General features: G+C 40.3%; 15 protein-coding genes, 2 rRNA genes and 1 riboswitch. Of the genes, 1 reads left to right on the top strand and 16 read right to left on the bottom strand.

The genetic code is table 11. The features are described from left to right. Window positions 1–60 precede the first annotated feature (60 nt). From RGF10_RS21890 to RGF10_RS21920, 7 genes are all read right to left on the bottom strand, one after another. Window positions 61–2,997, bottom strand: a 23S ribosomal RNA gene (locus tag RGF10_RS21890). A 195-nt stretch (window positions 2,998–3,192) separates the two neighbouring features. Continuing rightward, window positions 3,193–4,742 (bottom strand): 16S ribosomal RNA (locus RGF10_RS21895). Together the 16S and 23S rRNA genes form the textbook arrangement of a ribosomal RNA operon. 377 nt (window positions 4,743–5,119) lie before the next feature. Further along, window positions 5,120–5,848 carry an amino acid ABC transporter ATP-binding protein gene (locus RGF10_RS21900; RefSeq protein WP_318505742.1) on the bottom strand — a complete coding sequence of 243 codons (729 nt, stop codon included), beginning with the start codon at window positions 5,846–5,848 and terminating at the stop codon, window positions 5,120–5,122. Further along, a complete protein-coding gene (locus RGF10_RS21905; protein ID WP_318505744.1) occupies window positions 5,845–6,489 on the bottom strand; it encodes an amino acid ABC transporter permease in 645 nt (214 codons plus the stop codon). The genes RGF10_RS21900 and RGF10_RS21905 overlap by 4 nt, the downstream gene beginning before the upstream one ends. Window positions 6,490–6,542: 53 nt before the next feature. Then, complete coding sequence (locus RGF10_RS21910) at window positions 6,543–7,319, bottom strand: transporter substrate-binding domain-containing protein (RefSeq protein WP_318505746.1); 777 nt, start codon at window positions 7,317–7,319, stop codon at window positions 6,543–6,545. A 353-nt stretch (window positions 7,320–7,672) separates the two neighbouring features. After that, window positions 7,673–10,066 carry a polyprenyl synthetase family protein gene (locus RGF10_RS21915; protein ID WP_318509640.1) on the bottom strand — a complete coding sequence of 798 codons (2,394 nt, stop codon included), beginning with the start codon at window positions 10,064–10,066 and terminating at the stop codon, window positions 7,673–7,675. 148 nt (window positions 10,067–10,214) lie between these two features. Beyond that, entirely contained in the window at window positions 10,215–11,636 is a 1,422-nt protein-coding gene (locus tag RGF10_RS21920) for a PAS domain S-box protein (protein ID WP_318505748.1), read from the bottom strand. Window positions 11,637–11,788: 152 nt separating this feature from the next. Between RGF10_RS21920 and RGF10_RS21925 the strand changes: the two genes are divergently transcribed. Continuing rightward, window positions 11,789–12,892 (top strand): GerAB/ArcD/ProY family transporter, encoded by a 1,104-nt coding sequence (locus RGF10_RS21925; RefSeq protein ID WP_318505750.1) that lies wholly within the window; start codon window positions 11,789–11,791, stop codon window positions 12,890–12,892. A 67-nt stretch (window positions 12,893–12,959) separates the two neighbouring features. Here the strand turns inward: RGF10_RS21925 and RGF10_RS21930 are convergent, their stop codons facing one another. The 9 genes from RGF10_RS21930 to yidA all read right to left on the bottom strand — a co-directional run bounded on the left by RGF10_RS21930 (window position 12,960) and on the right by yidA (window position 24,181). Continuing rightward, window positions 12,960–13,448, bottom strand: coding sequence for a YehS family protein (locus RGF10_RS21930; RefSeq protein ID WP_318505752.1), 489 nt, complete (start codon window positions 13,446–13,448; stop codon window positions 12,960–12,962). A gap of 118 nt (window positions 13,449–13,566) precedes the next feature. Then, window positions 13,567–14,862, bottom strand: a complete 1,296-nt coding sequence (locus RGF10_RS21935; protein ID WP_318505753.1) for an NCS2 family permease — start codon at window positions 14,860–14,862, stop codon at window positions 13,567–13,569. A 90-nt stretch (window positions 14,863–14,952) separates the two neighbouring features. Then, a riboswitch (purine riboswitch) is annotated at window positions 14,953–15,054 on the bottom strand. A 111-nt stretch (window positions 15,055–15,165) separates the two neighbouring features. Continuing rightward, on the bottom strand, window positions 15,166–16,125 hold the full coding sequence (locus RGF10_RS21940; protein WP_318505754.1) for an L-lactate dehydrogenase: 960 nt from the start codon (window positions 16,123–16,125) through the stop codon (window positions 15,166–15,168). Between the two features lie 326 nt (window positions 16,126–16,451). After that, complete coding sequence (gene aspA, locus RGF10_RS21945; protein WP_318505756.1) at window positions 16,452–17,882, bottom strand: aspartate ammonia-lyase; 1,431 nt, start codon at window positions 17,880–17,882, stop codon at window positions 16,452–16,454. A gap of 146 nt (window positions 17,883–18,028) precedes the next feature. Further along, the gene (locus RGF10_RS21950) at window positions 18,029–19,003 is read right to left on the bottom strand and encodes a carbohydrate kinase family protein (protein ID WP_318505758.1); all 975 of its coding nucleotides are present in this window, start codon (window positions 19,001–19,003) and stop codon (window positions 18,029–18,031) included. Between the two features lie 34 nt (window positions 19,004–19,037). Beyond that, a complete protein-coding gene (locus RGF10_RS21955) occupies window positions 19,038–20,513 on the bottom strand; it encodes a glycoside hydrolase family 32 protein (protein WP_318505760.1) in 1,476 nt (491 codons plus the stop codon). 62 nt (window positions 20,514–20,575) lie between these two features. Then, entirely contained in the window at window positions 20,576–22,024 is a 1,449-nt protein-coding gene (locus RGF10_RS21960; protein ID WP_318505762.1) for a sucrose-specific PTS transporter subunit IIBC, read from the bottom strand. A gap of 171 nt (window positions 22,025–22,195) precedes the next feature. Next, the gene (locus tag RGF10_RS21965) at window positions 22,196–23,194 is read right to left on the bottom strand and encodes a LacI family DNA-binding transcriptional regulator (RefSeq protein WP_318505763.1); all 999 of its coding nucleotides are present in this window, start codon (window positions 23,192–23,194) and stop codon (window positions 22,196–22,198) included. 171 nt (window positions 23,195–23,365) lie between these two features. Then, the gene (yidA, locus tag RGF10_RS21970) at window positions 23,366–24,181 is read right to left on the bottom strand and encodes a sugar-phosphatase (protein WP_318505765.1); all 816 of its coding nucleotides are present in this window, start codon (window positions 24,179–24,181) and stop codon (window positions 23,366–23,368) included. Window positions 24,182–24,352 lie beyond the last annotated feature (171 nt).

Raw genomic sequence — 24,352 nt, forward strand, 5'->3', positions numbered from 1 at the left:
ATTTAACTGAGAAAATTCATTCTCTCAAAACTAGATAATGTAGAAGAAGAAAAACGTTTTTTGGTTAAGTCCTCGATCGATTAGTATCAGTCAGCTCCACATGTCGCCACGCTTCCACCTCTGACCTATCAACCTGATCATCTTTCAGGGATCTTACTAGCTTGCGCTATGGGAAATCTCATCTTGAGGGGGGCTTCATGCTTAGATGCTTTCAGCACTTATCCCGTCCGCACATAGCTACCCAGCTATGCCTTTGGCAAGACAACTGGTACACCAGCGGTGCGTCCATCCCGGTCCTCTCGTACTAAGGACAGCTCCTCTCAAATTTCCTGCGCCCACGACGGATAGGGACCGAACTGTCTCACGACGTTCTGAACCCAGCTCGCGTACCGCTTTAATGGGCGAACAGCCCAACCCTTGGGACCGACTACAGCCCCAGGATGCGATGAGCCGACATCGAGGTGCCAAACCTCCCCGTCGATGTGGACTCTTGGGGGAGATAAGCCTGTTATCCCCGGGGTAGCTTTTATCCGTTGAGCGATGGCCCTTCCATGCGGAACCACCGGATCACTAAGCCCGACTTTCGTCCCTGCTCGACTTGTAGGTCTCGCAGTCAAGCTCCCTTGTGCCTTTACACTCTACGAATGATTTCCAACCATTCTGAGGGAACCTTTGGGCGCCTCCGTTACTTTTTAGGAGGCGACCGCCCCAGTCAAACTGCCCACCTGACACTGTCTCCTACCCCGATTAGGGGTATGGGTTAGAATTTCAATACAGCCAGGGTAGTATCCCACCGATGCCTCCACCGAAGCTGGCGCTCCGGCTTCTACGGCTCCTACCTATCCTGTACAAGCTGTACCAAAATTCAATATCAGGCTACAGTAAAGCTCCACGGGGTCTTTCCGTCCTGTCGCGGGTAACCTGCATCTTCACAGGTACTATAATTTCACCGAGTCTCTCGTTGAGACAGTGCCCAGATCGTTACGCCTTTCGTGCGGGTCGGAACTTACCCGACAAGGAATTTCGCTACCTTAGGACCGTTATAGTTACGGCCGCCGTTTACTGGGGCTTCGGTTCAAAGCTTCGCTTGCGCTAACCTCTCCCCTTAACCTTCCAGCACCGGGCAGGCGTCAGCCCCTATACTTCGCCTTGCGGCTTTGCAGAGACCTGTGTTTTTGCTAAACAGTCGCCTGGGCCTATTCACTGCGGCTCTTCTAGGCTTTAACACCCAAAAGAGCACCCCTTCTCCCGAAGTTACGGGGTCATTTTGCCGAGTTCCTTAACGAGAGTTCTCTCGCTCACCTTAGGATTCTCTCCTCGACTACCTGTGTCGGTTTGCGGTACGGGCACCTTTTATCTCGCTAGAGGCTTTTCTTGGCAGTGTGGAATCAGGAACTTCGGTACTATATTTCCCTCGGCATCACAGCTCAGCCTTTACGGAAACGGGATTTGCCTCATTTCCAGCCTAACTGCTTACACGCACATATCCAGCAGTGCGCTTACCCTATCCTCCTGCGTCCCCCCGTTGCTCAAACGATAATGAGGTGGTACAGGAATATCAACCTGTTATCCATCGCCTACGCCTTTCGGCCTCGGCTTAGGTCCCGACTAACCCTGAGCGGACGAGCCTTCCTCAGGAAACCTTAGTCATTCGGTGGATGGGATTCTCACCCATCTTTCGCTACTCATACCGGCATTCTCACTTCTAAGCGCTCCACCAGTCCTTACAGTCTAGCTTCAACGCCCTTAGAACGCTCTCCTACCACTGACATCGTAGATGTCAATCCACAGCTTCGGTGATACGTTTAGCCCCGGTACATTTTCGGCGCAGAGTCACTCGACCAGTGAGCTATTACGCACTCTTTAAATGGTGGCTGCTTCTAAGCCAACATCCTGGTTGTCTAAGCAACTCCACATCCTTTTCCACTTAACGTATACTTTGGGACCTTAGCTGGTGGTCTGGGCTGTTTCCCTTTTGACTACGGATCTTATCACTCGCAGTCTGACTCCCACGGATAAGTCTTTGGCATTCGGAGTTTGTCTGAATTCGGTAACCCGATGAGGGCCCCTAGTCCAAACAGTGCTCTACCTCCAAGACTCTTACTACGTGAGGCTAGCCCTAAAGCTATTTCGGAGAGAACCAGCTATCTCCAAGTTCGATTGGAATTTCTCCGCTACCCACACCTCATCCCCGCACTTTTCAACGTGCGTGGGTTCGGGCCTCCAGTTGGTGTTACCCAACCTTCACCCTGGACATGGGTAGATCACCTGGTTTCGGGTCTACGACCACATACTAATACGCCCTATTCAGACTCGCTTTCGCTGCGGCTCCGTCTTCTCAACTTAACCTTGCATGTAATCGTAACTCGCCGGTTCATTCTACAAAAGGCACGCCATCACCCATTAACGGGCTCTGACTACTTGTAGGCACACGGTTTCAGGATCTATTTCACTCCCCTTCCAGGGTGCTTTTCACCTTTCCCTCACGGTACTGGTTCACTATCGGTCACTAGGGAGTATTTAGCCTTGGGAGATGGTCCTCCCTGCTTCCGACCGGATTTCACGTGTCTGGCCGTACTCAGGATCCACTCAGGAGGGAACGAAGTTTCAACTACAGGGTTTTTACCTTCTTTGACGGACCTTTCCAGATCTCTTCATTTACCCCGTTCCTTTGTAACTCCATGTTGAGTGTCCTACAACCCCAAGAGGCAAGCCTCTTGGTTTGGGCTATGTCCCGTTTCGCTCGCCGCTACTCAGGGAATCGCGTTTGCTTTCTCTTCCTCCTGGGTACTTAGATGTTTCAGTTCCCCGGGTGTGCCTTCAATACCCTATGTATTCAGGTAAAGATACTACTCCATTACGAGTAGTGGGTTCCCCCATTCGGAAATCTCCGGATCAAAGCTTACTTACAGCTCCCCGAAGCATATCGGTGTTAGTACCGTCCTTCATCGGCTCCTAGTGCCAAGGCATCCACCGTGCGCCCTTTCTAACTTAACCTAAAGGTTAATTCTCTTATTATTAAGAGAGAAAAAACTAATGTGGTGTTTCTTGTTTTCTTCTTTTACGATTATCTAGTTTTCAAAGAACGAAATGATACAGAGGAATTGCTCCCTCAAAACTAAACAAACAAAGCGGTCAACAGTACAGACCAGAAGGTCTGCATTCCGATTGTCTTTACGACAATATCCTTAGAAAGGAGGTGATCCAGCCGCACCTTCCGATACGGCTACCTTGTTACGACTTCACCCCAATCATCTGTCCCACCTTAGGCGGCTGGCTCCTTACGGTTACCCCACCGACTTCGGGTGTTACAAACTCTCGTGGTGTGACGGGCGGTGTGTACAAGGCCCGGGAACGTATTCACCGCGGCATGCTGATCCGCGATTACTAGCGATTCCAGCTTCATGTAGGCGAGTTGCAGCCTACAATCCGAACTGAGAATGGTTTTATGGGATTGGCTCGACCTCGCGGTTTCGCGACCCTTTGTACCATCCATTGTAGCACGTGTGTAGCCCAGGTCATAAGGGGCATGATGATTTGACGTCATCCCCACCTTCCTCCGGTTTGTCACCGGCAGTCACCTTAGAGTGCCCAACTAAATGATGGCAACTAAGATCAAGGGTTGCGCTCGTTGCGGGACTTAACCCAACATCTCACGACACGAGCTGACGACAACCATGCACCACCTGTCACTCTGTCCCCGAAGGGGAACGTCCTATCTCTAGGAGTGTCAGAGGATGTCAAGACCTGGTAAGGTTCTTCGCGTTGCTTCGAATTAAACCACATGCTCCACCGCTTGTGCGGGCCCCCGTCAATTCCTTTGAGTTTCAGCCTTGCGGCCGTACTCCCCAGGCGGAGTGCTTAATGCGTTTGCTGCAGCACTAAAGGGCGGAAACCCTCTAACACTTAGCACTCATCGTTTACGGCGTGGACTACCAGGGTATCTAATCCTGTTCGCTCCCCACGCTTTCGCGCCTCAGCGTCAGTTACAGACCAAAGAGCCGCCTTCGCCACTGGTGTTCCTCCACATCTCTACGCATTTCACCGCTACACGTGGAATTCCGCTCTTCTCTTCTGCACTCAAGTTCCCCAGTTTCCAATGACCCTCCCTGGTCGCAGCCTGGGGCTTTCACATCAGACTTAAGGAACCGCCTGCGCGCGCTTTACGCCCAATAATTCCGGACAACGCTTGCCACCTACGTATTACCGCGGCTGCTGGCACGTAGTTAGCCGTGGCTTTCTGGTTAGGTACCGTCAAGGTACCGGCAGTTACTCCGATACTTGTTCTTCCCTAACAACAGAGCTTTACGACCCGAAGGCCTTCTTCGCTCACGCGGCGTTGCTCCGTCAGACTTTCGTCCATTGCGGAAGATTCCCTACTGCTGCCTCCCGTAGGAGTCTGGGCCGTGTCTCAGTCCCAGTGTGGCCGATCACCCTCTCAGGTCGGCTACGCATCGTCGCCTTGGTGAGCCGTTACCTCACCAACTAGCTAATGCGCCGCGGGCCCATCTGTAAGTGACAGCCGAAACCGTCTTTCAGCTTTCCCTCATGAGAGGGAAAGGATTATCCGGTATTAGCTCCGGCTTCCCGAAGTTATCCCAGTCTTACAGGCAGGTTGCCCACGTGTTACTCACCCGTCCGCCGCTGATATCAGGGAGCAAGCTCCCATCAATCCGCTCGACTTGCATGTATTAGGCACGCCGCCAGCGTTCGTCCTGAGCCAGGATCAAACTCTCCAAGAAAGTTGATTTAGCTCAAAAATGTTACGTTGGCTCGTTTGCTTCTATATTATAGAAACAACACGATTTATTATTGATTGTTGACGTTTGTTTGTTTAGTTTTCAAAGAACAATTTTCTCGCATCGCTCAGAGGCGACTTTATTAATATAACATGTCGTGTTAATCATGTCAACATTATTTTTTCTCAGTTAATGTTGTTGCTCAGCAGCGACGTTTATTAATATACCAAGTTCTAATATATAAGTCAACAAGTTTTATTCATTTTTCTTCATGAACCTTTTTAATAAACAAAAAAGCCCGAAAGAATGAAAGATTTTACTTTCAATCATGTCGGTCTTTTTTGTTTTTCTGACTATTAATTGTGTATCACACTATTTATTTATAGCACCTTACTCAAAAATGATTTAGTTCGATTATGCTGAGGGTTGCCGAATAACTCATTTGGTTCATTCTCTTCGACGATGTACCCACCGTCCATAAATATTACTCGATCTCCTACTTCACGTGCAAAGCCCATCTCATGGGTTACGACGACCATCGTCATCCCTTCCTTCGCAAGCTGCTTCATTACTTCTAATACATCCCCGACCATTTCAGGGTCAAGGGCAGAAGTTGGCTCGTCAAATAGCATAATTTTCGGATCCATAGCAAGAGCTCTAGCAATCGCCACACGCTGCTTTTGTCCTCCAGAAAGTTCACCTGGATAGCTATGAGATTTTTCCTTCAGTCCTACTTTATCAAGTAATTCCATAGCTTTTTTATCTGCTTCCGCCTTTTGGATTCCACGAATTTTAATCGGCCCCATTGTAACGTTCTCAAGAACCGTTTTATGTGGAAAGAGATTGAACTGTTGGAACACCATTCCAACTTCTTGTCGTACTTTATTAATGTTTACCTTAGGGTCAGTAACATCATGACCATTAATGACAACCTCGCCACCGGAAATTTCCTCCAGGCGATTGAGACAGCGCAAGAACGTACTTTTCCCTGAACCAGATGGTCCTATTACGCAGATCACTTCTTGTTCATGGACGACTGCATTAATATCTTTTAAAACTTCGAGTTTCCCAAATGATTTTCTTAGATTTTTAACAGTAATTATGCTCATCGAAGCTGGATTCTCCTTTCAACGAAGTTCGCAAGAACGGTTAATAGATAGATCACAATAAAGTAAATAACACCTACTACAAGCCAAATCTTAAATGCTTCAAAGGTTGCTGATGCTTGAATCTGTCCTTGCTGGGTTAAATCTGCGATTCCAATGACGGATAATAGCGAAGTATCTTTCAAGCTAATGATGGATTGATTTGTAATGGTTGGAAGCATTCTTCTAAATGCTTGTGGAAGGATGACATAACGCATGGTTTGTGAAGCTGTGAATCCAATCGACCTGGCTGCTTCTGTCTGTCCTTTATCAATCGACTGAATACCAGCTCTGATAATCTCAGCAAAATACGCTCCAGCATTAATCGCAACCGTTATAATACCGGCTGTCGTGCTGTTTAAAGAAATAAAATTGAGCGAATTGACTCCAAAATAAATAAAGAACAATTGCACAATAAATGGCGTTCCACGAATCGCATCTACATAAGCCTTAGCAATCCAGTTTAAGACTTTTATTGGTGCAAGACGTAACAACGCAACAATTAAGCCAATTAAAAATCCAAGTATAATAGCAATCACAAAGATATAAAGTGTTACCTTAAGTCCTTCGAGTAACATTGGCATAGCAGCAACAATTACATCCATTGACTTCATTCCTTTCCAAAAGAAAGCGCGCACTACGCGCGCTTTTCTATGCTTTATTCACCTAAATATGTTTTAACAATTTCATCGTAAGTGCCGTCTTCTTTTAGTTCAGCAAGCCCTTTGTTAATTTTTTCTAATAAATCAGCATTTTTGCCTTTTAAGACTGCGATACCGTATTGGTCACCATTTAAGCGATCCCCTACGATTTTTAAGCCAAGATCTTGCTGTGCAATTGCGTATGAGATTACTGGGTAATCTTCAATTAACGCATCTGCATTTCCATTTGATACTTCTTGGAACATTGCTGGGCTGTCATTAAATTGAACCACTTTAATATCTAATTTCGTTGCATTGTCTGTTGCGTATTTCGCACCAGTAGTTCCTTTTTTAACAGCAACTGTTTTTCCTTTTAGATCATCAACTGATTTAATTTCAGTATTATCTTTTTTAACAATTACAGTTAAACCTGCATCAAAGTATGGTTCAGAGAAGTCTACGATCTTTTTTCTTTCGTCTGTAATACTCATACCTGCAATCGCTACATCAAGTTGATTGGCTTGCATAGCAGGGATAATACCACCAAAATCCATTGGGCTTAATTCAATTTTAAAGCCTTGGTTTTTAGCAATCGCATTAATCAAATCGATGTCGATCCCTTTGTACTCGTTCCCATCTTTAAATTCGAATGGAGGATAAGTTACATCAACCCCAACTTTATAAACTTTTGCAGTTTCCTCTTTTGTATCGGTTGCCTTTTCTTCTTTTCCACCACAGGCAGCAATAAAAAGAGATAAAATTAATAATAAACTAAGTAAAGCGAATTTTTTCATTCAAACCACTCCATTTATTTTTATTTTACTTTTCTTATAAAACACTTGTTTTTTATAATATAACACATCCCCAAAAGGATTTAATAGTGAAAATTATTGGAATATAATTACTCTTCCTTATTTAAGGAATATTCCCCTATCTTTTTTTGTGATAGATATAGCTTTTTTAATCTTTTTTTGTGATTAATTTATTAAATTATATCGAGAAATTCTATTCTAGGCAAGAATTCTATTTCGAACTTCTTCGCAAACATTACTTTTTATTATTTTATTAAAATAAAAAAACACTCTTTTTCCTTTAAAGGTTGAGAGTGTTCAAATTACATTACCTATTACCGATGTTGGTACTACTATTAATGATCACGATTCACAATATAATTCATTAAATGCTTTAAAAATGTAGTATTACGCGGCACTTCCAAGAGTGATTCTAACGCCAGACAATAATGGTCCCACATTACTTTTTTTGCCCCGTCCAATCCTAGAATCGATACAAAAGTCGAATTGTTATTGTCCACGTCCTTGCCTGTTAGTTTTCCAAGCTTCTTTTCCTCCCCTTCCACATCCAGCAAATCGTCCTTAATTTGAAAGGCAATACCGGCATGGTAGGCAAACTTTTTTAATGAATTCAATTCAGATACAGATACTTGAGCAAGGATGGCTGGCATAATGAGAGAAGCCTCGAATGCTAGTCCAGTTTTATAAAAACTCATTGCATTTAATTGTTCCTGGGTCAGTCTTTTTCCCTTGGATGCTAGATCCATTGCCTGTCCCTTACACATTTCCTCTGTAACATGGGTTGAATATTGAATTAATTTAAGCACGGTTTTCGAATCAAACTCAGTGAGAGATGCTTGTTCAGCAATGGCCTTCTGAGTTAAAAAGAGTCCAGTTAATTCTGCAACGGCCATGTTGTACTCAATGTGAAGAGTGTTCCGTCCCCTTCGCATTGATGCATTATCCTGGGATGGCAGATCATCGAAGATTAAGGAAGCCGTATGCATGTATTCCAATGATCTCAAAAGAGGGAGGATCGCAGCTTGATTTAATTGGTATTCTTTCACTCCCATTACCCAAGTAATAATCGACCTCAGTCGCTTACCATCCCCTTCAAGGCTATAATTAGCCGCTTCGATAATGGGTTCATTTAGCAAGTTTGTTTCCTCACTTTGCGGAATATGCAAGAGTTGGTTAATCTGATTGCGGACTGATTTAACTGTGTCTAGAAATTGTTCCTGCTCCTGTTGTTCATTTTTAAGCGTTGTTAGCATCTGGTCACGCAGTAGTTTATCGAAGAAATCAACATCATCGGCTTTTTGCACCATCTTTTGAATGACCGCATTGAATGTAGGAACTCCAGAAAAGAACAGATTCATTACCTCATTGTATTTTTTAATCCCCATCCGCTCTTTATAACGTTTCAATCCATTAATTGCTCGATCGAGGATTACCTCACAGGATTTCCGATCTGAACGGTAAATGTGATGAATTAAATGAGAGATGACTGCCCAATATAGTTCAAATGGGTTAATCAAATCCTCGCGCTGATTATGGTAAGTTAAGTAATATGTGTAAGGTGTGACCGCTCCTTCCTGTAAATCATCAAATAGGTCAGCAAAGTCATCCGCAAGCTGATTGTATATGCCATAATAGAAGGTTCGATATTCAAATCCATCATCTTGAGAAGCACTAAGAACGGAACGAGCAATCAATCGAGAAGAAGAGGACTTTAAAATAATCGGAATATATAGCTCTTCATTTGTGTAATGTGCATTGGTTAATTCCTTAGACCTGTCCACTTCCTGAGATTGAAAAAATACGTAAGCTTGCTCAAAAAACGACTTTAATGAATCGGGACGATGATGCTTTTTGATATATTCAAAAGCATCGCGGAGCTCCACATGGACAAATTGAATGAAATCCTTATTTTCCCCTGACCACTCACCTAATTCTGGTACATTTCCCGTAATCAGTGCTGTCCGAATTAAATCAGAATAACGCCTTTGCTCATTATCAGCTAAAATGTTTGCATCAAGCAGATCATCGATAAAGGGGTAGGTTAGCCCGTAGGCATAGCCAAGGCGAATGGCTTCATCTAATTTTCTAGTTCGGACACTTGGAGTTGCCCCCTCACCCATCTCTTCTGTCACATGCATGATGACTCCAGCAATAATTTTCATCAACTTTCGTTGTGCATTAACTGCATCCATTTCCTTTGGAATATTATTGGAGACGATTTTGAGCTTATCCATCAGCCAAATAAATGTCGATTGAATCCCTTCTTTTTCAGCCCACCGATACAATCCAGACATACTAAACATCTCACTTTGGTGTTCTTTGTTTTTAGTGTCAGAATGAGAAGTGAGATAGTTTTTTATATTCCCAACGACTTTGCGGATTCTTGCCTGAGTCTCTTGTGTGTCCAAGGCTTTACCAAGGTCGCGCATGTATAAATAAGAAATGCTTCGATCAAGATAGGGCTCCAATTTCCAGGTATAATCAAGCCATTGAATATATGTAGAGTAATTTTTCGTATCTGGTCTTCCTTTACTTCGTGAAAAAAACGATAAGATTGAATGGTGATGAATATGGTTTAGTTTCCATGCTTGGAAATCTTTTATTAGGGTTGAGACATAGGTTTTTTGAGTGACTAGCTCATTTAAGGTTTGAAAATAGTTTGCAGCCCTTTGCTCAGCTATCATGTAGCATGTCTCTGCATCGATTAATTTAAATTGCTCCTTGTTCATACTCATACCACATTCCCCTACTTCAAAATTTCCAGTCCATTTCTTTTAGACTATCAAAATATTATTATATATAGTAGGAAAAAACAAAATTATGACCATAAGGTTTGAAATTCCTCACCTAGCTATTTTTATAATGAGCACATTATATTTATTTAACCTGGAGAAAGATTTTCACTATGGTTCCTTCTCCTTCATCACTTTCTATTTCGATTTTCCCACGATGATTTTCGATGATGTTTATACTTGTCATCAGTCCAAGGCCTGTACCTTTCTCCTTTGTTGAATAAAATGGTTCTCCTATTTTAGTTAGTCGCTCTTTAGAAATTCCACATCCATTGTCTTGAATATGAATACATACAAACTTTTCTTCTAAAAACAAGCTAATGGCAACCGTTCCTCTCTCCTCGATTGATTCCATTGCATTTCGCAATACATTTAGAAGAACTTGTTTGATCGAGTTTTCATCTCCAATAATTTCAGGAATAGTATCCATCCTAACGGTGATTTGCTTGTTTTCCAATAATGCTTCTGTTTGAATCAATTTTACAACTTGCTCAATGAGCTGTTCTAATTGGATGACACTCATTTTTCGATTAGTTGGTTTCGCCAAGGCTAAAAACTCAGTAATAATCATTTCAATCCGCTTAATTTCGCTAAGGATTATCTCCACAAAATATGGATCATACTCTCTTTTGTCAGATAATAAAGTAATGAACCCTTTAATTGGTGTAAGTGGGTTGCGAATTTCATGAGCCACTGCCGCTGCCATCCGGCCAACAATTGCCAGCTTTTCTGACTTCTTTAATAGGTCATAAGTATCTATTCTTTGTTGGATATCTCTAGATACAGAAATGATTCCTGTTAGTTCCCCCGTTTCTTCGTCAAAGACCCCTTTCATATTTGATTCAACCCATATGTAAGAATGGTCTGCTTTTTTTATTCGATAAGAAAATAATGATGCACTTGTTTTTCCCATTATTAATTGACCATGATGTTCTGTTACCTTATTTATGTCGTCTGGATGAATAAAGTCATATGGTGATTTGGAACCTAATAATTCAGACGGTTCATGACCTAATATTGATTTAAAGGAGGGTGATATATATTGGTAAATACCATTGACATCGTGCAGAATGATCATGTCGGAAGAATGCTCAGCTAATAATCTATGTTTTTTCTCACTATTAATTAAAGATTGGTTGATAAGATATTTTTCTGTTGTATCGATCACTTGAGCAAACATATATCGTTCAAGTGTAACAGGATCCGTTACAAGAGAAACGTTTAGCGTACCATGTACAACCATACCAGATTTATGGTAATACCGTTTTTCAAGCTGGTAATACGTTCTTTCCCCACGAATTAATTCATTCATTAACTGAATGTTAATTTTATAATCATCAGGATGGGAAATATCTTCTAGAGTCATCTTGTCCCATTCTTCCTTTGTATACCCCAGAAAATGGTAAAAAGCTTTATTTTCGATTGTCGTTTTAAAATCTAGTGTTGTTAGAACCTGGGGCACTTGAGACTGCTCAAAAACTTCTCTAAATAATTCAGAACGCACCATAATAGCCTCCTAGATAAATGATTCACATTTCCGGAAAAGAAAGAGTATCGGGTTGAATAAAACCCTATGTTTTAATATTAAAGTAATAAACTGTTTAATTCGATCGTTAATGGAGATAGTAAGGGGTATTAACGATTAAAAGGTGTTTTTTAATGGAACGTATTTCTATCATCCAACTGTTTGTACTGACGGCTTTTTTCCAAATTGGAACAACAATCATTTTTGGCTTTGGAAATGCAGCGGGTAGAGACGCTTGGATCGTCACGATTATTTCTACTTGCTTAGGCCTGTTTGTTATTGGCATTTATTTGACTTTAATGTATTTTAATCCAGGTTTAACATTAGTGGAATGGTTTCAGTCCCAGCTTGGTAAATGGATTGGAACTCCCATTGCATGGCTATACCCAATGTTATCCTTGTATGAAATGGGTAGAGGCTTAAATGATATAAAATTTTTAACAACAACCCTTATCATGGATGAAACACCTGAATTGGCTATCATTATTACATTTATCTTAATCCTTACTTATAGTCAGAAATGCGGGGTAGAGGTATTAGCAAGAGTTGCAGAGTTCGTTTTCCCAATGTTTTTAATGATTTTTTTGATCATGATTATTTTGATTATAGGAAGTGATTTATTAAACGGAGAGCAACTTAAACCTGTTTTGGAAAACGGTTGGAAGCCGATTTGGAAAGTTTCATTTCCTCTTTGTGCTAGTCAAGGCTTTGCACAAACGTTGGAATTGGCCATGATATGGCCGCTTGTGAATTCTTCAAACAGAAATATAGTCAAAGCCACTATTTGGGCAACCATTTTTTCAGGAACAGTTATATTTATTACTCAATTAATGCTCATTACAGGCTTAAATAGCTTTTCTTATTCATATGGAAATTACCCAATGTTTACATTAATTTCAAAAATTGAGCTCGCGGGGTTTATTCAACATCTAGATGTTATTGGTATCTTATTCTTTATTATATCGACTTTTATGAAAGTTTCACTTCATATGTTGTTTTCTATTCGAGCGATTCAGTTACTCACAAAGACAAAAAGTAATCGTAAAATTACCATCTTCGTTTCTATTCTAGCCGTATATTTAGGTCATAGCGTATCTCTAAACAATCAACAGCATATAAAAGTGGCTTTTGACATATTCCCTTATAATCTTTGGCTACCACTGTTATGGGTACTTCCAATTTTATTATTGATAGTCACTTTAATTAATAACACAATGATGAAAGAGAAAAGTACATAAACATATTTGGGGTGGAATATTGATATTCCACCCCATTTTAGTGTTAAACCTATTTTTGAAATCCCGATTAGCCGCGATATTTTATCGTTAATCCCTTTAAGAAATTCCGGGCGTATTTATCTCCGCATTCTTTATAGTTCTTATGTCCCTCTTTTCTCAAAATCGCGCTTAATTCACCTTTTGTGATCGTGACTCCTGCTAATTTTAATAAATCAATCATATCCTCACTAGTTAAGGATAGAGCGATTTTCAACTTTTTTAGTAGGATATTGTTTATACTTTCATGAGAAAGCGGAGGTCTTTCGGGTTGACCTGGTTTTGGATCTTGTTTCCCTCTTTTAAACGTAATAAAGCCGTTCAAAAAGGACTCTAGCTTGATATTATTTAATTTACTGTTGTTGTCTTCATTTTCTTCTTCATCATTGGATTTCGTTAGGACCTTTAGGACTTCTTCCTTTGTAAGGTCAACTCCCCCAAGCTTAAAAATCTCGACCATATCGGTATTTTTTATATCGAGCGCATATCGCAAGCGAATTAATATATCATTATTTTCCATGTTAAACCTCCGATAAAATTTACTTCTTCCATTACCTTACCATATAAAAATGATTTCTATGTAGCGTTCATGTTAGCTAAGTAAAAAGGTGTCCCAAACAAATTGGGACACCTCTATTTTAAACGACATATACAAAATATCCAATAAACGTTAAACAAAGAACATACATAATTGGATGGACTTCTCTTGTTTTATTCATGGCAATCATGCTGATTGGGTAAAGAATGAAGCCAAGAGCAATTCCTGTTGCAACACTGTAAGTTAAAGGCATCATGATAATCGTCACAAAGCTTGGAATAACAATCGAAAAATTACTCCAATTGATGCGGCTGATTTCTGTTGCCATCATTGCTCCAACGATAATTAGTGCTGGGGCTGTTACCGCAGGTGTGACAATCGCCAATACAGGCGAGAAAAATAACGAAATTATAAAGCAGGCTGATATGATAATGGAAGTGAAGCCTGTTCTGCCCCCAACTGCAATACCTGCAGAAGATTCTACGAAGGAAGCGGTTGTGGATGTACCTAATACCGATCCAGCAATCGTTGACATCGAGTCCGCAAGGAGCGCTTTTCCCGCATTAGGAATTTTATTATCCTTCATTAGGCCAGCCTGACTAGCAACGGCGATGAGTGCTCCAGCTGTATCGAAAAAGGCAACAAATAAAAAGGTAAAAACAACCGCCAGTACCTTAGGTGAAAGAACGTCATCGAGATGGCTTAATGCAACGCCGAATGTAGGCTCTATGCTTGGGATTTTTCCTATGATTGCTTTAGGAGTGTCAATAATCCCGAAAATCATTCCAATTATCGTTGATAAAACCATTCCATAGAAAATACCACCTTTAATGCCCCTGTTTAAAAGAATAATCGTAATAATAAAGCCGACAATTGCAAGAATCGTTGGTGCAGATTTCAGGTTGCCAATTGTCACAAAAGTCGCTTCGCTGCCAACGACAATTCCTGCATTCTTCAAGCCAATAAAGGCAACAAAAAAGCCGATCCCTCCAGCAATCGCATGCTTTAAATCCTGAGGAATAACATTGATGATTTTTTCGCGGATTTTAAGCAGGCTTAAAATCATAAAGAGAACACCGGCAATAAATACTCCTGCTAATGCGGTTTCCCACGGTATATTCATCCCGATGCAGACAGTAAAGGTAAAGAAGGCGTTGATACCCATACTTGGAGCGATGCCTATTGGATAATTGGCAATCAGTCCGATTAACAGCGATCCGATAATCGCGGACAAGGCTGTTGCTGTGAATAAAGCTCCTTTATCCATTCCTGTTTGGCTCAAGATGACCGGATTAACAACTAAAATGTAAGCCATTGATAGAAAAGTAGTGATTCCTGCAATACTCTCCTGCTTATAGTTCGTATTGCGCTCGGAAAACTGAAAGTAATTTTTCATGGTGTAATTGTAACTCCCTCCGAATCTATTAAAAAAATCCTCCGGCACGCTACCGGAGGATCTGCAAAGGACAATAAATAGCTAGAGAAAGCCCGTATCATTGCCCCTTGTAGACAGGCCATTCTCGGCAGCCTGGTAGAGACGTTCAAGCCATATTCTTGAACTTATACAAGGTAAAACATTATTTTAGAATAACGATAATACTAACAAGGTTGAAGTACCTCGTCAATATGAACGGGCATTTTCAGCATATTAAGTTTATTTAGAAATTCTTTTAGTCAATTTCAAGCACGTTATACTACCTTAGTTAACAGCTTCAACCTGTGGATTCATGGTTGCCTTTAATACTTTAACAGAATGGTTAAATTGTTCTTGTTCCTTTTTATTCAATTTGATTTCAATGATTTCACGGATTCCACCGCGGTTCACGACTGCAGGAACACCGATGTAAACATCATTGTGACCATATTCTCCTTCAAGATATGCTGATACTGGAAGAATGCAGTTTTCATTATTTAAAATGGCTTTTGTAATCCGAGCAAGTGACATTCCGATTGCATAATAGGTTGCACCTTTACGTTGAATAATATGATAAGCCGCATCACGAACGTTTACATGAATTTTGTCTAAGACCTCGTTTTTGAGCTCGATGTTCTCCTCAAAGTAGTCTTCAAGCTTTTTAATCCCAATCGTCGCATGGCTCCATACTGGGAGTTCTGTATCTCCATGCTCACCAATGATATATGCTTGAACATTTCTAGTATCTACATTAAAATACTGTCCAAGTTCAAACTGAAGACGTGCTGAGTCTAGTACTGTCCCAGAACCAATTACTCGTTCCTTCGGTAAACCAGATTCTTTCCATGTTACGTGAGTCAAGATATCAACTGGGTTGGTTGCAATTAAGAAGATTCCGTCAAAACCGCTTTCCATAATGTTTTTTACGATTTGCTTAAAGATTTTCGTATTCTTTTCAACCAAATCTAATCTCGTTTCACCAGGTTTTTGAGCTAGTCCAGCTGTAATAACAACTAAATCAGCACTTTCACAATCCTGGTAGCTTCCGTTCCACACTTTGATAGGTGAAGGAGCGAATGGCATTCCGTGATTCAAATCCATTGCTTCGCCTTCTGCTTTAGCTTCGTTTACATCAATAAGGACTAATTCTTCGGCAATGCCTTGATTTATCATTGAATAGGCATAGCTGCAGCCTACTGCACCTGTACCAACTAATACGACTCGATTAATTTTTTTATTATTCATGATGATCCTCTCCTTAATGAAAATGGTTTTTAGATTTAATAACAGAATGATTTCTCGCTAGCGATTAAGTTTGTGAAATGTTTCACATGTTCTTGATAATCAAAGTATAGCACCTGTATGTGAATTGTTTCACATAGATTTGTGAATAAATTATGAATTTCTGATATTTTTCTTTACTTTTCCTTATGAATACCCTTACATTTTTAATTTCAGTTATTTTAACAAGAATGAACAATCCTACAACAAGGAAAACCCTCCTGTTGCATATGGCAGGAGGGTAAATCATTTAGATATTGTGTAACTTGGGGTGCACTTCAGCCGGAAGCTTAATCGCTTTCCAATAACGCGGCACCCGCGATTCCCGGATGGGTCATTTCATATGGATCAAGGATTAAGTCTAACTCCTTCTCTGTTAACACATCATATTTTAGACACAGATCACGAACTGGAGCACCGCTAAGTATAGCCTCTCTAGCAATTCGAGCAGCTACGTCATACCCAAGATGTGGATTAACCGCCGTAATAACTCCGGCACTCTTTTCGACATACTCTTTTAATCTTTCTTCATTCGCTACGATTCCTTTTACACAATTATCTGTAAAAGTACGAAATGCATTATTCATAATACTAATCGATTGCAGTAAATTAAAAACAAGCACCGGCTCCATCACATTCAATTCAAGCTGACCAGCTTCAGACGCAAGGCTGATGGTATGATCATTGCCGATTACTTGGAAGGCCACTTGATTAATCAACTCCGGCAACACAGGATTCACTTTTCCTGGCATAATCGAAGAACCCGGCTGTCTGGCAGGCAAGCTGATTTCTCCCAAACCCGCTCGCGGACCTGAGGCCATTAAGCGCAAGTCATTCGCAATTTTTGATAAGTTAATCATACAAACCTTTAATGCACTAGACACCTCAGTGTAGGCATCTGTATTTTGCGTCGCGTCGACAAGATGTTCAGCCCCCTTTAGTGGTAAACCACTGATGTCGGCCAGATGTTTAACCACTAATTTAATATAGCGCGGGTCAGCATTTAATCCTGTGCCAACCGCGGTGGCTCCCATATTCGATTCAAATAGGTTTTGGCGCGATCCTTTAATCCTATTTATATCTCGCTGTATTACGCGGCTATATGCTTCAAATTCCTGACCAAGACGAATCGGTACCGCATCCTGAAGATGGGTACGCCCCATTTTTATAACATGATCAAATTCTTGCGCTTTTTCCAGAAAAACCGTATGCATATCATCCATCGTAGCTAATAATTTTCCGAGTAAATTTAATACTGAAATATGAATAGCTGTTGGAAAGGCATCATTCGTTGATTGAGACATATTCACATGGGAATTAGGACTACAATGAAAATAGTCGCCTTTATCGTTCCCTAGTATTTCAATAGCACGGTTAGCAAGCACTTCATTCACATTCATGTTAATAGAAGTCCCGGCTCCTCCCTGAATTGGGTCAACAATTATTTGATCATGCCATTGCCCGTTAATCATCTCATCTGCTGCTTGGACGATGGCATCGCCAATACCGGAATAGAGATGCTTAACCTCCATATTGGCTAATGCAGCGGCTTTTTTCACAATCGCCATTGCTTTAATTAATTCTTCATGGATTCTGTAACCTGTAATTGGAAAATTTTCAACAGCTCGAAGTGTTTGGATCCCATAATACGCATCAGCCGGTACTTCCTTTGTTCCTAAAAAATCCTTTTCGATTCGCATCGTGCTCTCGTTGTTTGTCATATGTTATGCTCTCCTCTTGTTACGAAAAAATTGATTGAATCCTTTCTTAACTTTGTTTAGATTCAGTTTGTTCATTTATTTAAGCAACTATCCTATTGAGTATAGAAAAAAGCAGTGCTCTGATTACTCAAAAACACTGCTGGATTTTACTTGTTTACTATCATAAATTGTTCAATTTCATGAAGAGTTGGCAGGGCACTGATTCCGCCTTTTTTCGTGGTTGTTAATGCACCGCTGGCATTCGCAAAAGTCAGCATTTCAATACCATGTTCTTCAACATAAGTCTTAAGATTAGATTTTTGCACTTCATTCTTTAATATAAGGAATAGAAACCCACCAATAAAAGCATCACCAGCTCCTGTTGTATCCACTACATTCATTTTGTAACCTTGCTTAACATGTACAATATCTTTTGTTAAAATTGTCGCACCTTTTCCACCTTGCGTATAAACAACTACTTCGACGTCACCTTGAAATAATGATTTCAAAGCTTCTTTTTCATTAGAAATTCCGGTAATAAACTCTAGTTCTTCATCAGACACCTTTAGAATATGAGCTAATGGTAAAAATTCCAATATTGTTTTACGGCAATCCTGGTCATTCTTCCATAAAGGGAGACGCACGTTGGGATCAAAGCTAATGATTCCATTTTTAGATTTCACGCTGTTTATCGCTTTTTTATGGGTATGTTTCATCGGGGACTCGACAAGATCTACCGAACAAAAATGAAGATAATCCCCTGTCCCAAACGTTTTTTCATCTAATTCATCCGCTTCTAAAAGCAAATCAGCGGATGGATTCCGATAAAACGAAAAATCACGTTCTCCATTTTTCTTTAGTGATACAAAAGCTAGGCCCGTATTGGCCTCATCCGTGCGAAGGATATGATTTGTATTGACCCCAGTTTGTTCAAGTTTCTCCACTAAAAAGTCTCCAAAAGCATCGTTGCCTAATTTAGAAATCATCGAAGCTCTCATTCCATATTTGGCTACAGCCGCTGCTACATTTGCTGGCGCCCCACCCGGAGCACGTTCAAAAGATAAAACATCCTTTAATGCAACCCCCTTTTCAAGAGGGATAAAATCAATTAATACTTCACCAATCGAAAAAAGTGTTCCCATTATACCACCTCAAATCAATCACGATCATTATAATTTATCCATTTATGTTCCATTTAATCGCCTTTACATTTGTTTGACCACCATAAGAAAAGAAGCGAATTCCTGTACTTTCTTTACCAGGAAAGATTCTTCCAGTGAAAACCTCTTCTCCATTATTCACAAATACCTCAACCGAAGAAACGTCGACAAAAACTCGGAACGCGACGGTTTCAGTATCCACCCCACATTTTCGAATCGTACCAAACTCCTCAGCAAAGGCCTTTCCAGATTGGGTTCCGGTCAAAAATGATTTTTTCTCAACTCTGTTGTATTTAATCACTGTTTTCTCATTTTGCCCAACACGTAGTTCGATCCCAAATTCCTCAGCTGTACTTGCGAAGAATTCTGTTACCAGTTCGTATACTTCCCCCGTAAAGCCTTCTATCGTAGCAGATTCATTATCTACAATGATATTCCCTTCTGCCTTTTCCCTACGAAGTAATTCAAGTTCTGCTACTGGTTGTTGTATAACTTTTTCCCCTTTCACCGATAACTCCCTTGGAAGAGTTAAACAATGGGCCCAACCATTTTGATCTGTTGGATATTCAATTTCTGGTAATCCCATCCAACCGACTAAAATTCTTCGTCCATTAGGGTCTTGTGTTGTTTGTGGGGCATAAAAATCAAAGCCTCGGTCAAGCTCATGAAAATCACCGTGAATAAGTTCATTCGTCACTAAATCAAGTGGGCGCCCGAGAACATACCCTGACTGATAAATATTTTTATAGCAATCTCCTTCTGCTTTAAGCCCCTGTGGAGAGAAAAGGAACACACCTTGCCCGTCCAGCTCAAAATAATCAGGACATTCCCACATATAACCAAATTCAGCAAGAGTTGTATTCATTTCACCAGCAAATTGCCACTGTTTTAAATCGGGCGAGCGATATAAAACGACACATCCTGTTTTATTTTCCCTCTGAGCCCCAATTACAGCATAATATTCGTCTCCAGCTCTCCAAACCTTCGGATCACGATAATGATCGGTATAGCCAACTGGAATATCTGCAATCACTGGAGTTTCCATTTTAGTAATATGTCCATTTTGATCCATTACAGCTAAACATTGATAGGGGTGCCGATTCCAATTTTCATCTCGCGTATTTCCTGTATAGAGAAGAAAAAGCTTCCCATCATGTTCAATACCACTGCCGGAATAGACACCATGACTATCATATTCATTCGATGGTTCAATCGCCATTCCAATGTTTTCCCAATGAACAAGATCTTTTGATTTAGTATGATACCAGTGCTTTAATCCATGGATAGGGCCGAGCGGAAACCATTGATAAAACAAATGATATTCCCCATTATAAAATGCAAATCCATTTGGATCATTTAAAAGCCCTGTAACTGGTTGCACATGAAAAGACTGCCGCCAAGGACATTGATTCACCAGTTTGGCTAATCCTTTAATCTCTGCGTCAGTGACATCGTGCATTTTCCTGTAGCGCTTTTCTTTTGTCCATTCCATGTTGATACACTCCCAATACAGAAAGGAGAATCATCGGATTCTCCCCTTCATTCTTTTTTCAATTATGCTGCTTGTTCTGACTGACTATTGCCTGCTTTTTTTGCTTCTCTTTTTGCTAAAACAACCGTTACGAAAAAAGCTACTACAAAGGAAATCGCCATTCCAATAATATAATAAAGGATCACATCAGGATGAATTGAAATGATTCCCGGAAGACCTGCAGCTCCTAACGCTGTCGCCTTCACCTTGAACAAAGTCACAAATCCAGATGCGACGGCAGCCCCAGTGATTGCACCGATAAACGGATAACGTAACTTTAAGTTAATTCCAAACATAGCTGGCTCGGTAATCCCTAATAAAGCAGAGATTCCGGCAGCTGAAGCAGTACCTTTGATTTTAGCATTCTTCGTTGTCTTTAAAACCGCAAGTGTCGCTGCACCTTGGGCAACGTTTGACATTGCAGCAATAACGAAGATAAACGATCCACCTGTCTTTACTAAATCAGCAAGTAATTGTGTTTCTACAGCAATAAAACTGTGATGCATTTCGGTTATAACAATTGGCGCATAGAACAGACCGAAAATGATTCCACCAATAACACCTGTAGTGTCATACATCCAAACAATACCATCTGTTAATAAATTTCCTGCAGAACGTGTAACGGGTCCAACTAATGTAAACGTTAATATGCCTGTGATAAAAATGGAAAATAAAGGAGTTAACAAATTATCTAATGCAGATGGAACAACCTTGCGTAAGTATGTTTCAATTTTTGCCAGAATAAATGAGGCCGCAAGCACAGGAAGCACCGACCCTTGATATCCAACCTTTTCTATCTCGAGGCCAAATATATTCCAAACTGGAATCTCATGCTTTAGAAGAGCAGCTCCATAGCCATATCCATTCAATAAGTCCGGATGGACCATTAACATTCCTAAAGTGGCTCCAAGATAAGGATTTCCACCAAAACGCTTCGTCGCCGAAAAACCAATTAATATCGGTAAAAAGACAAAGGCTGCATTCGCAAATGTATTAATAAGTGCGGCTAAATCGGCCATTTCTGGATTAGCATCGACTAATGATTTTCCCTCGATAAATAAATCAGAAGCAGTTAGGACGTTGTTAAGACCCATTAATAAACCACCAGCAACAATGGCTGGGATAATCGGAACGAAAATGTCAGATAGCATTTTAACAAATCGTTGAATCGGATTTAATTTTTTGGTTGCCGCATCTTTCACATCACTTGTAGACATTTCAGTTTGGCCAGTCAAAGCTGCAAAATGCTTGTAAACCACATTTACCGTTCCTGAGCCAAGAATAATTTGAAATTGACCGCCAGTTGAAAATGTTCCTTTTACTTCATCCATTTGATCCAATTTTGCCTGGTCAACGACTGATTCGTCATTTAAAACAAGACGCAAGCGTGTGGCACAATGGGCTGCCGCTGAAACGTTTTCTTTCCCACCAATTGCAACTAGTAATTCTTGAGCAATTTTTTTGTGATCCATAATGATCCCCCTCTTTATATTGTGTGTATTGGAACCGGTTCCTTTTTCAGTAAAAAAAATACCTCTTTTAAGGAGCCGGTTCCATTTAGGGCTAAAAAAATAAAGAAACCGATTTTATTGTTCAAACCTATTAATTCGGCTCTCCTTTTGGAACCGGTTTCGTTATCTGTATTATAGAGCATGCTTCAAGTTTATGTCAACGCTTTCTCGTTCAATAATTTCAAATTTAGAGATGGTTAATTTTTCTACAGGACGCTCATTTACTAGGTTCACGATGTGCCTTGCAGCAGTTTCCCCTGCCTCTTTATAAAAAAACTTTGCTGTGGTTAAGCTAGGATGAATAATTCCCGTAACCTCATAGCCACCAAATCCGGTAATTGCAACCTCGGTTGGAACTACAAGCCCCTCAGAATATGCGGCCTTAAGAGCGCCAAGTGCAATATTATCGGTTGCACATACAAAAATCGAAGGATGAAATTCATTCATAATTTTCTGTGCGCTGGTTTGCGCAGCTGGAATGTTAAACTCTGTTTCAAAGAATTGAACTTCACAATCTTGAACCTCTTCTAGAGCCTTTTTAAATCCCTGTTTTCTCTTTACCCCTACTGCAATATCCCTTTCTGTTACGCCTAAATAAGCAATTTTACGATATCCCTTTTCCAAGACATACCGTCCCATTTCATAACCAGCGTGATAATCATCATGGATCAAGCTATGAAACATTTCATTCTCCTGTCCAATTAATAAAATTGGGATATTTACAGCCTCAAGTGCTTGGATATGTAGGTCGGTTATTACAGTTGCCAGCAAGATAATTCCTGCCATCTTTTGATTAGCGAAGCTATAAATACTATCTATTTCCCGCTCTAAACTTTGGCTTGTATTCGAGATAAGCATCTGGTAATTCAATTTTTTTAATTGCTCATCAATCCCAATTAAGGTTTGTGATGAAGCATAGGAGTCAAGCCTCGGTACAATGGTTCCAATAATATTCGTTTTCTTAGCTTTTAAGCTTTGTGCAAACGGATTTGGCGTATAACCGGTTTCGTTAATTGCTTGTTCAATTTTCTTCTTGGTTGCTTCCCCAACAGATCCACCATTTAAATACCGCGAAACCGTACTTTTAGCCACACCAGCAATTTTTGCTATATCTGAAATGGTTTTACTCATTTTGTCATCTCCAAATGATACATAAATATATAAATTACTTAATTTTGTACTATATGTTTATCATATCATCTTTAAGGTCGTTTCTAAATCCAATTTGTCCATTAGTTTTTTTCGAAAAGGACTCAGAAATCGTGAAAGTTTATTCGATTTCTGAGTCTAAATTGTAAGCCATTACGATTGGCTTAAAATCAATTTCTCGATTGCATAGGCTACGCCGTTTTCATTATTGGATAATGTATGGAAACTAGCCGTTTCTTTTACAATTGGTACTGCATTGCCCATTGCCACACCGCAGCCAGCAAACTCTACCATGGACAAGTCATTTTCACCATCACCGATGCAAATGACTTCTTCCTGTTTAACAGATAGTACATCTGCAAGCTGTTTAACGGCATTGCCTTTACATACGCTTGGATGAAGAATTTCTAAAAAGTATGGCGCACTTTGAACAAATGTATATCTTTTTCTAAATGATTCAGGAATGGCAGCAATAACTTTGCTTAAACGTTCCGGTTCATCAATAAACATGACTTTTGGGATTAGAATATCCTCAGGTATTTCATCAATCGTCCGATAATGAAGCGGGATTTGATTTAAATATGATTCATAAACGGTGTAGTGGTTAATTTGTTTATTTGGTGTATAAAGATTGGCTGAGTCAAAAAAATGCATGGGTGAATTTACGTCTTCACTTAATTGATATAAAACTTTTAAATCTCCATACGTCAAAGAAATTTCGGAAAGGATTTCATTTGTGTGTGTATTTTGCACAAGTGCACCATTATAGGTAATGACATGATCATTTTCATCGGTTAATTTCAATTCTTCAATTAATCGATGAACCCCACCAATTGGTCTACCTGTACATATTGCGACGTTAACACCCTTTGCTTTAGCAGCTTGAATCGCCTCATTTACTTCTGTTGTGATTTCTTTACGGTCATTAATAAGTGTGCCATCAATATCAATTGCAATTAACTTATACAAAGCTTTCAGCTCCAATCATGTTGTAGGTATCAATAGTTGCTTGAAATATAGATTAACTATTGGATAGGAATAACTAGTTTACAATATAACACAAAAAGGAATGCTCGTATTTCGGAACTTTATTCATTGTTAAAAATGCAAGCTAAAACAAAAACTCCCTCGATTACCAGG

The sequence above is a fragment of the Bacillus sp. T3 genome (genome assembly GCF_033449965.1).
GTDB lineage: Bacteria > Bacillota > Bacilli > Bacillales > Cytobacillaceae > Bacillus_BU.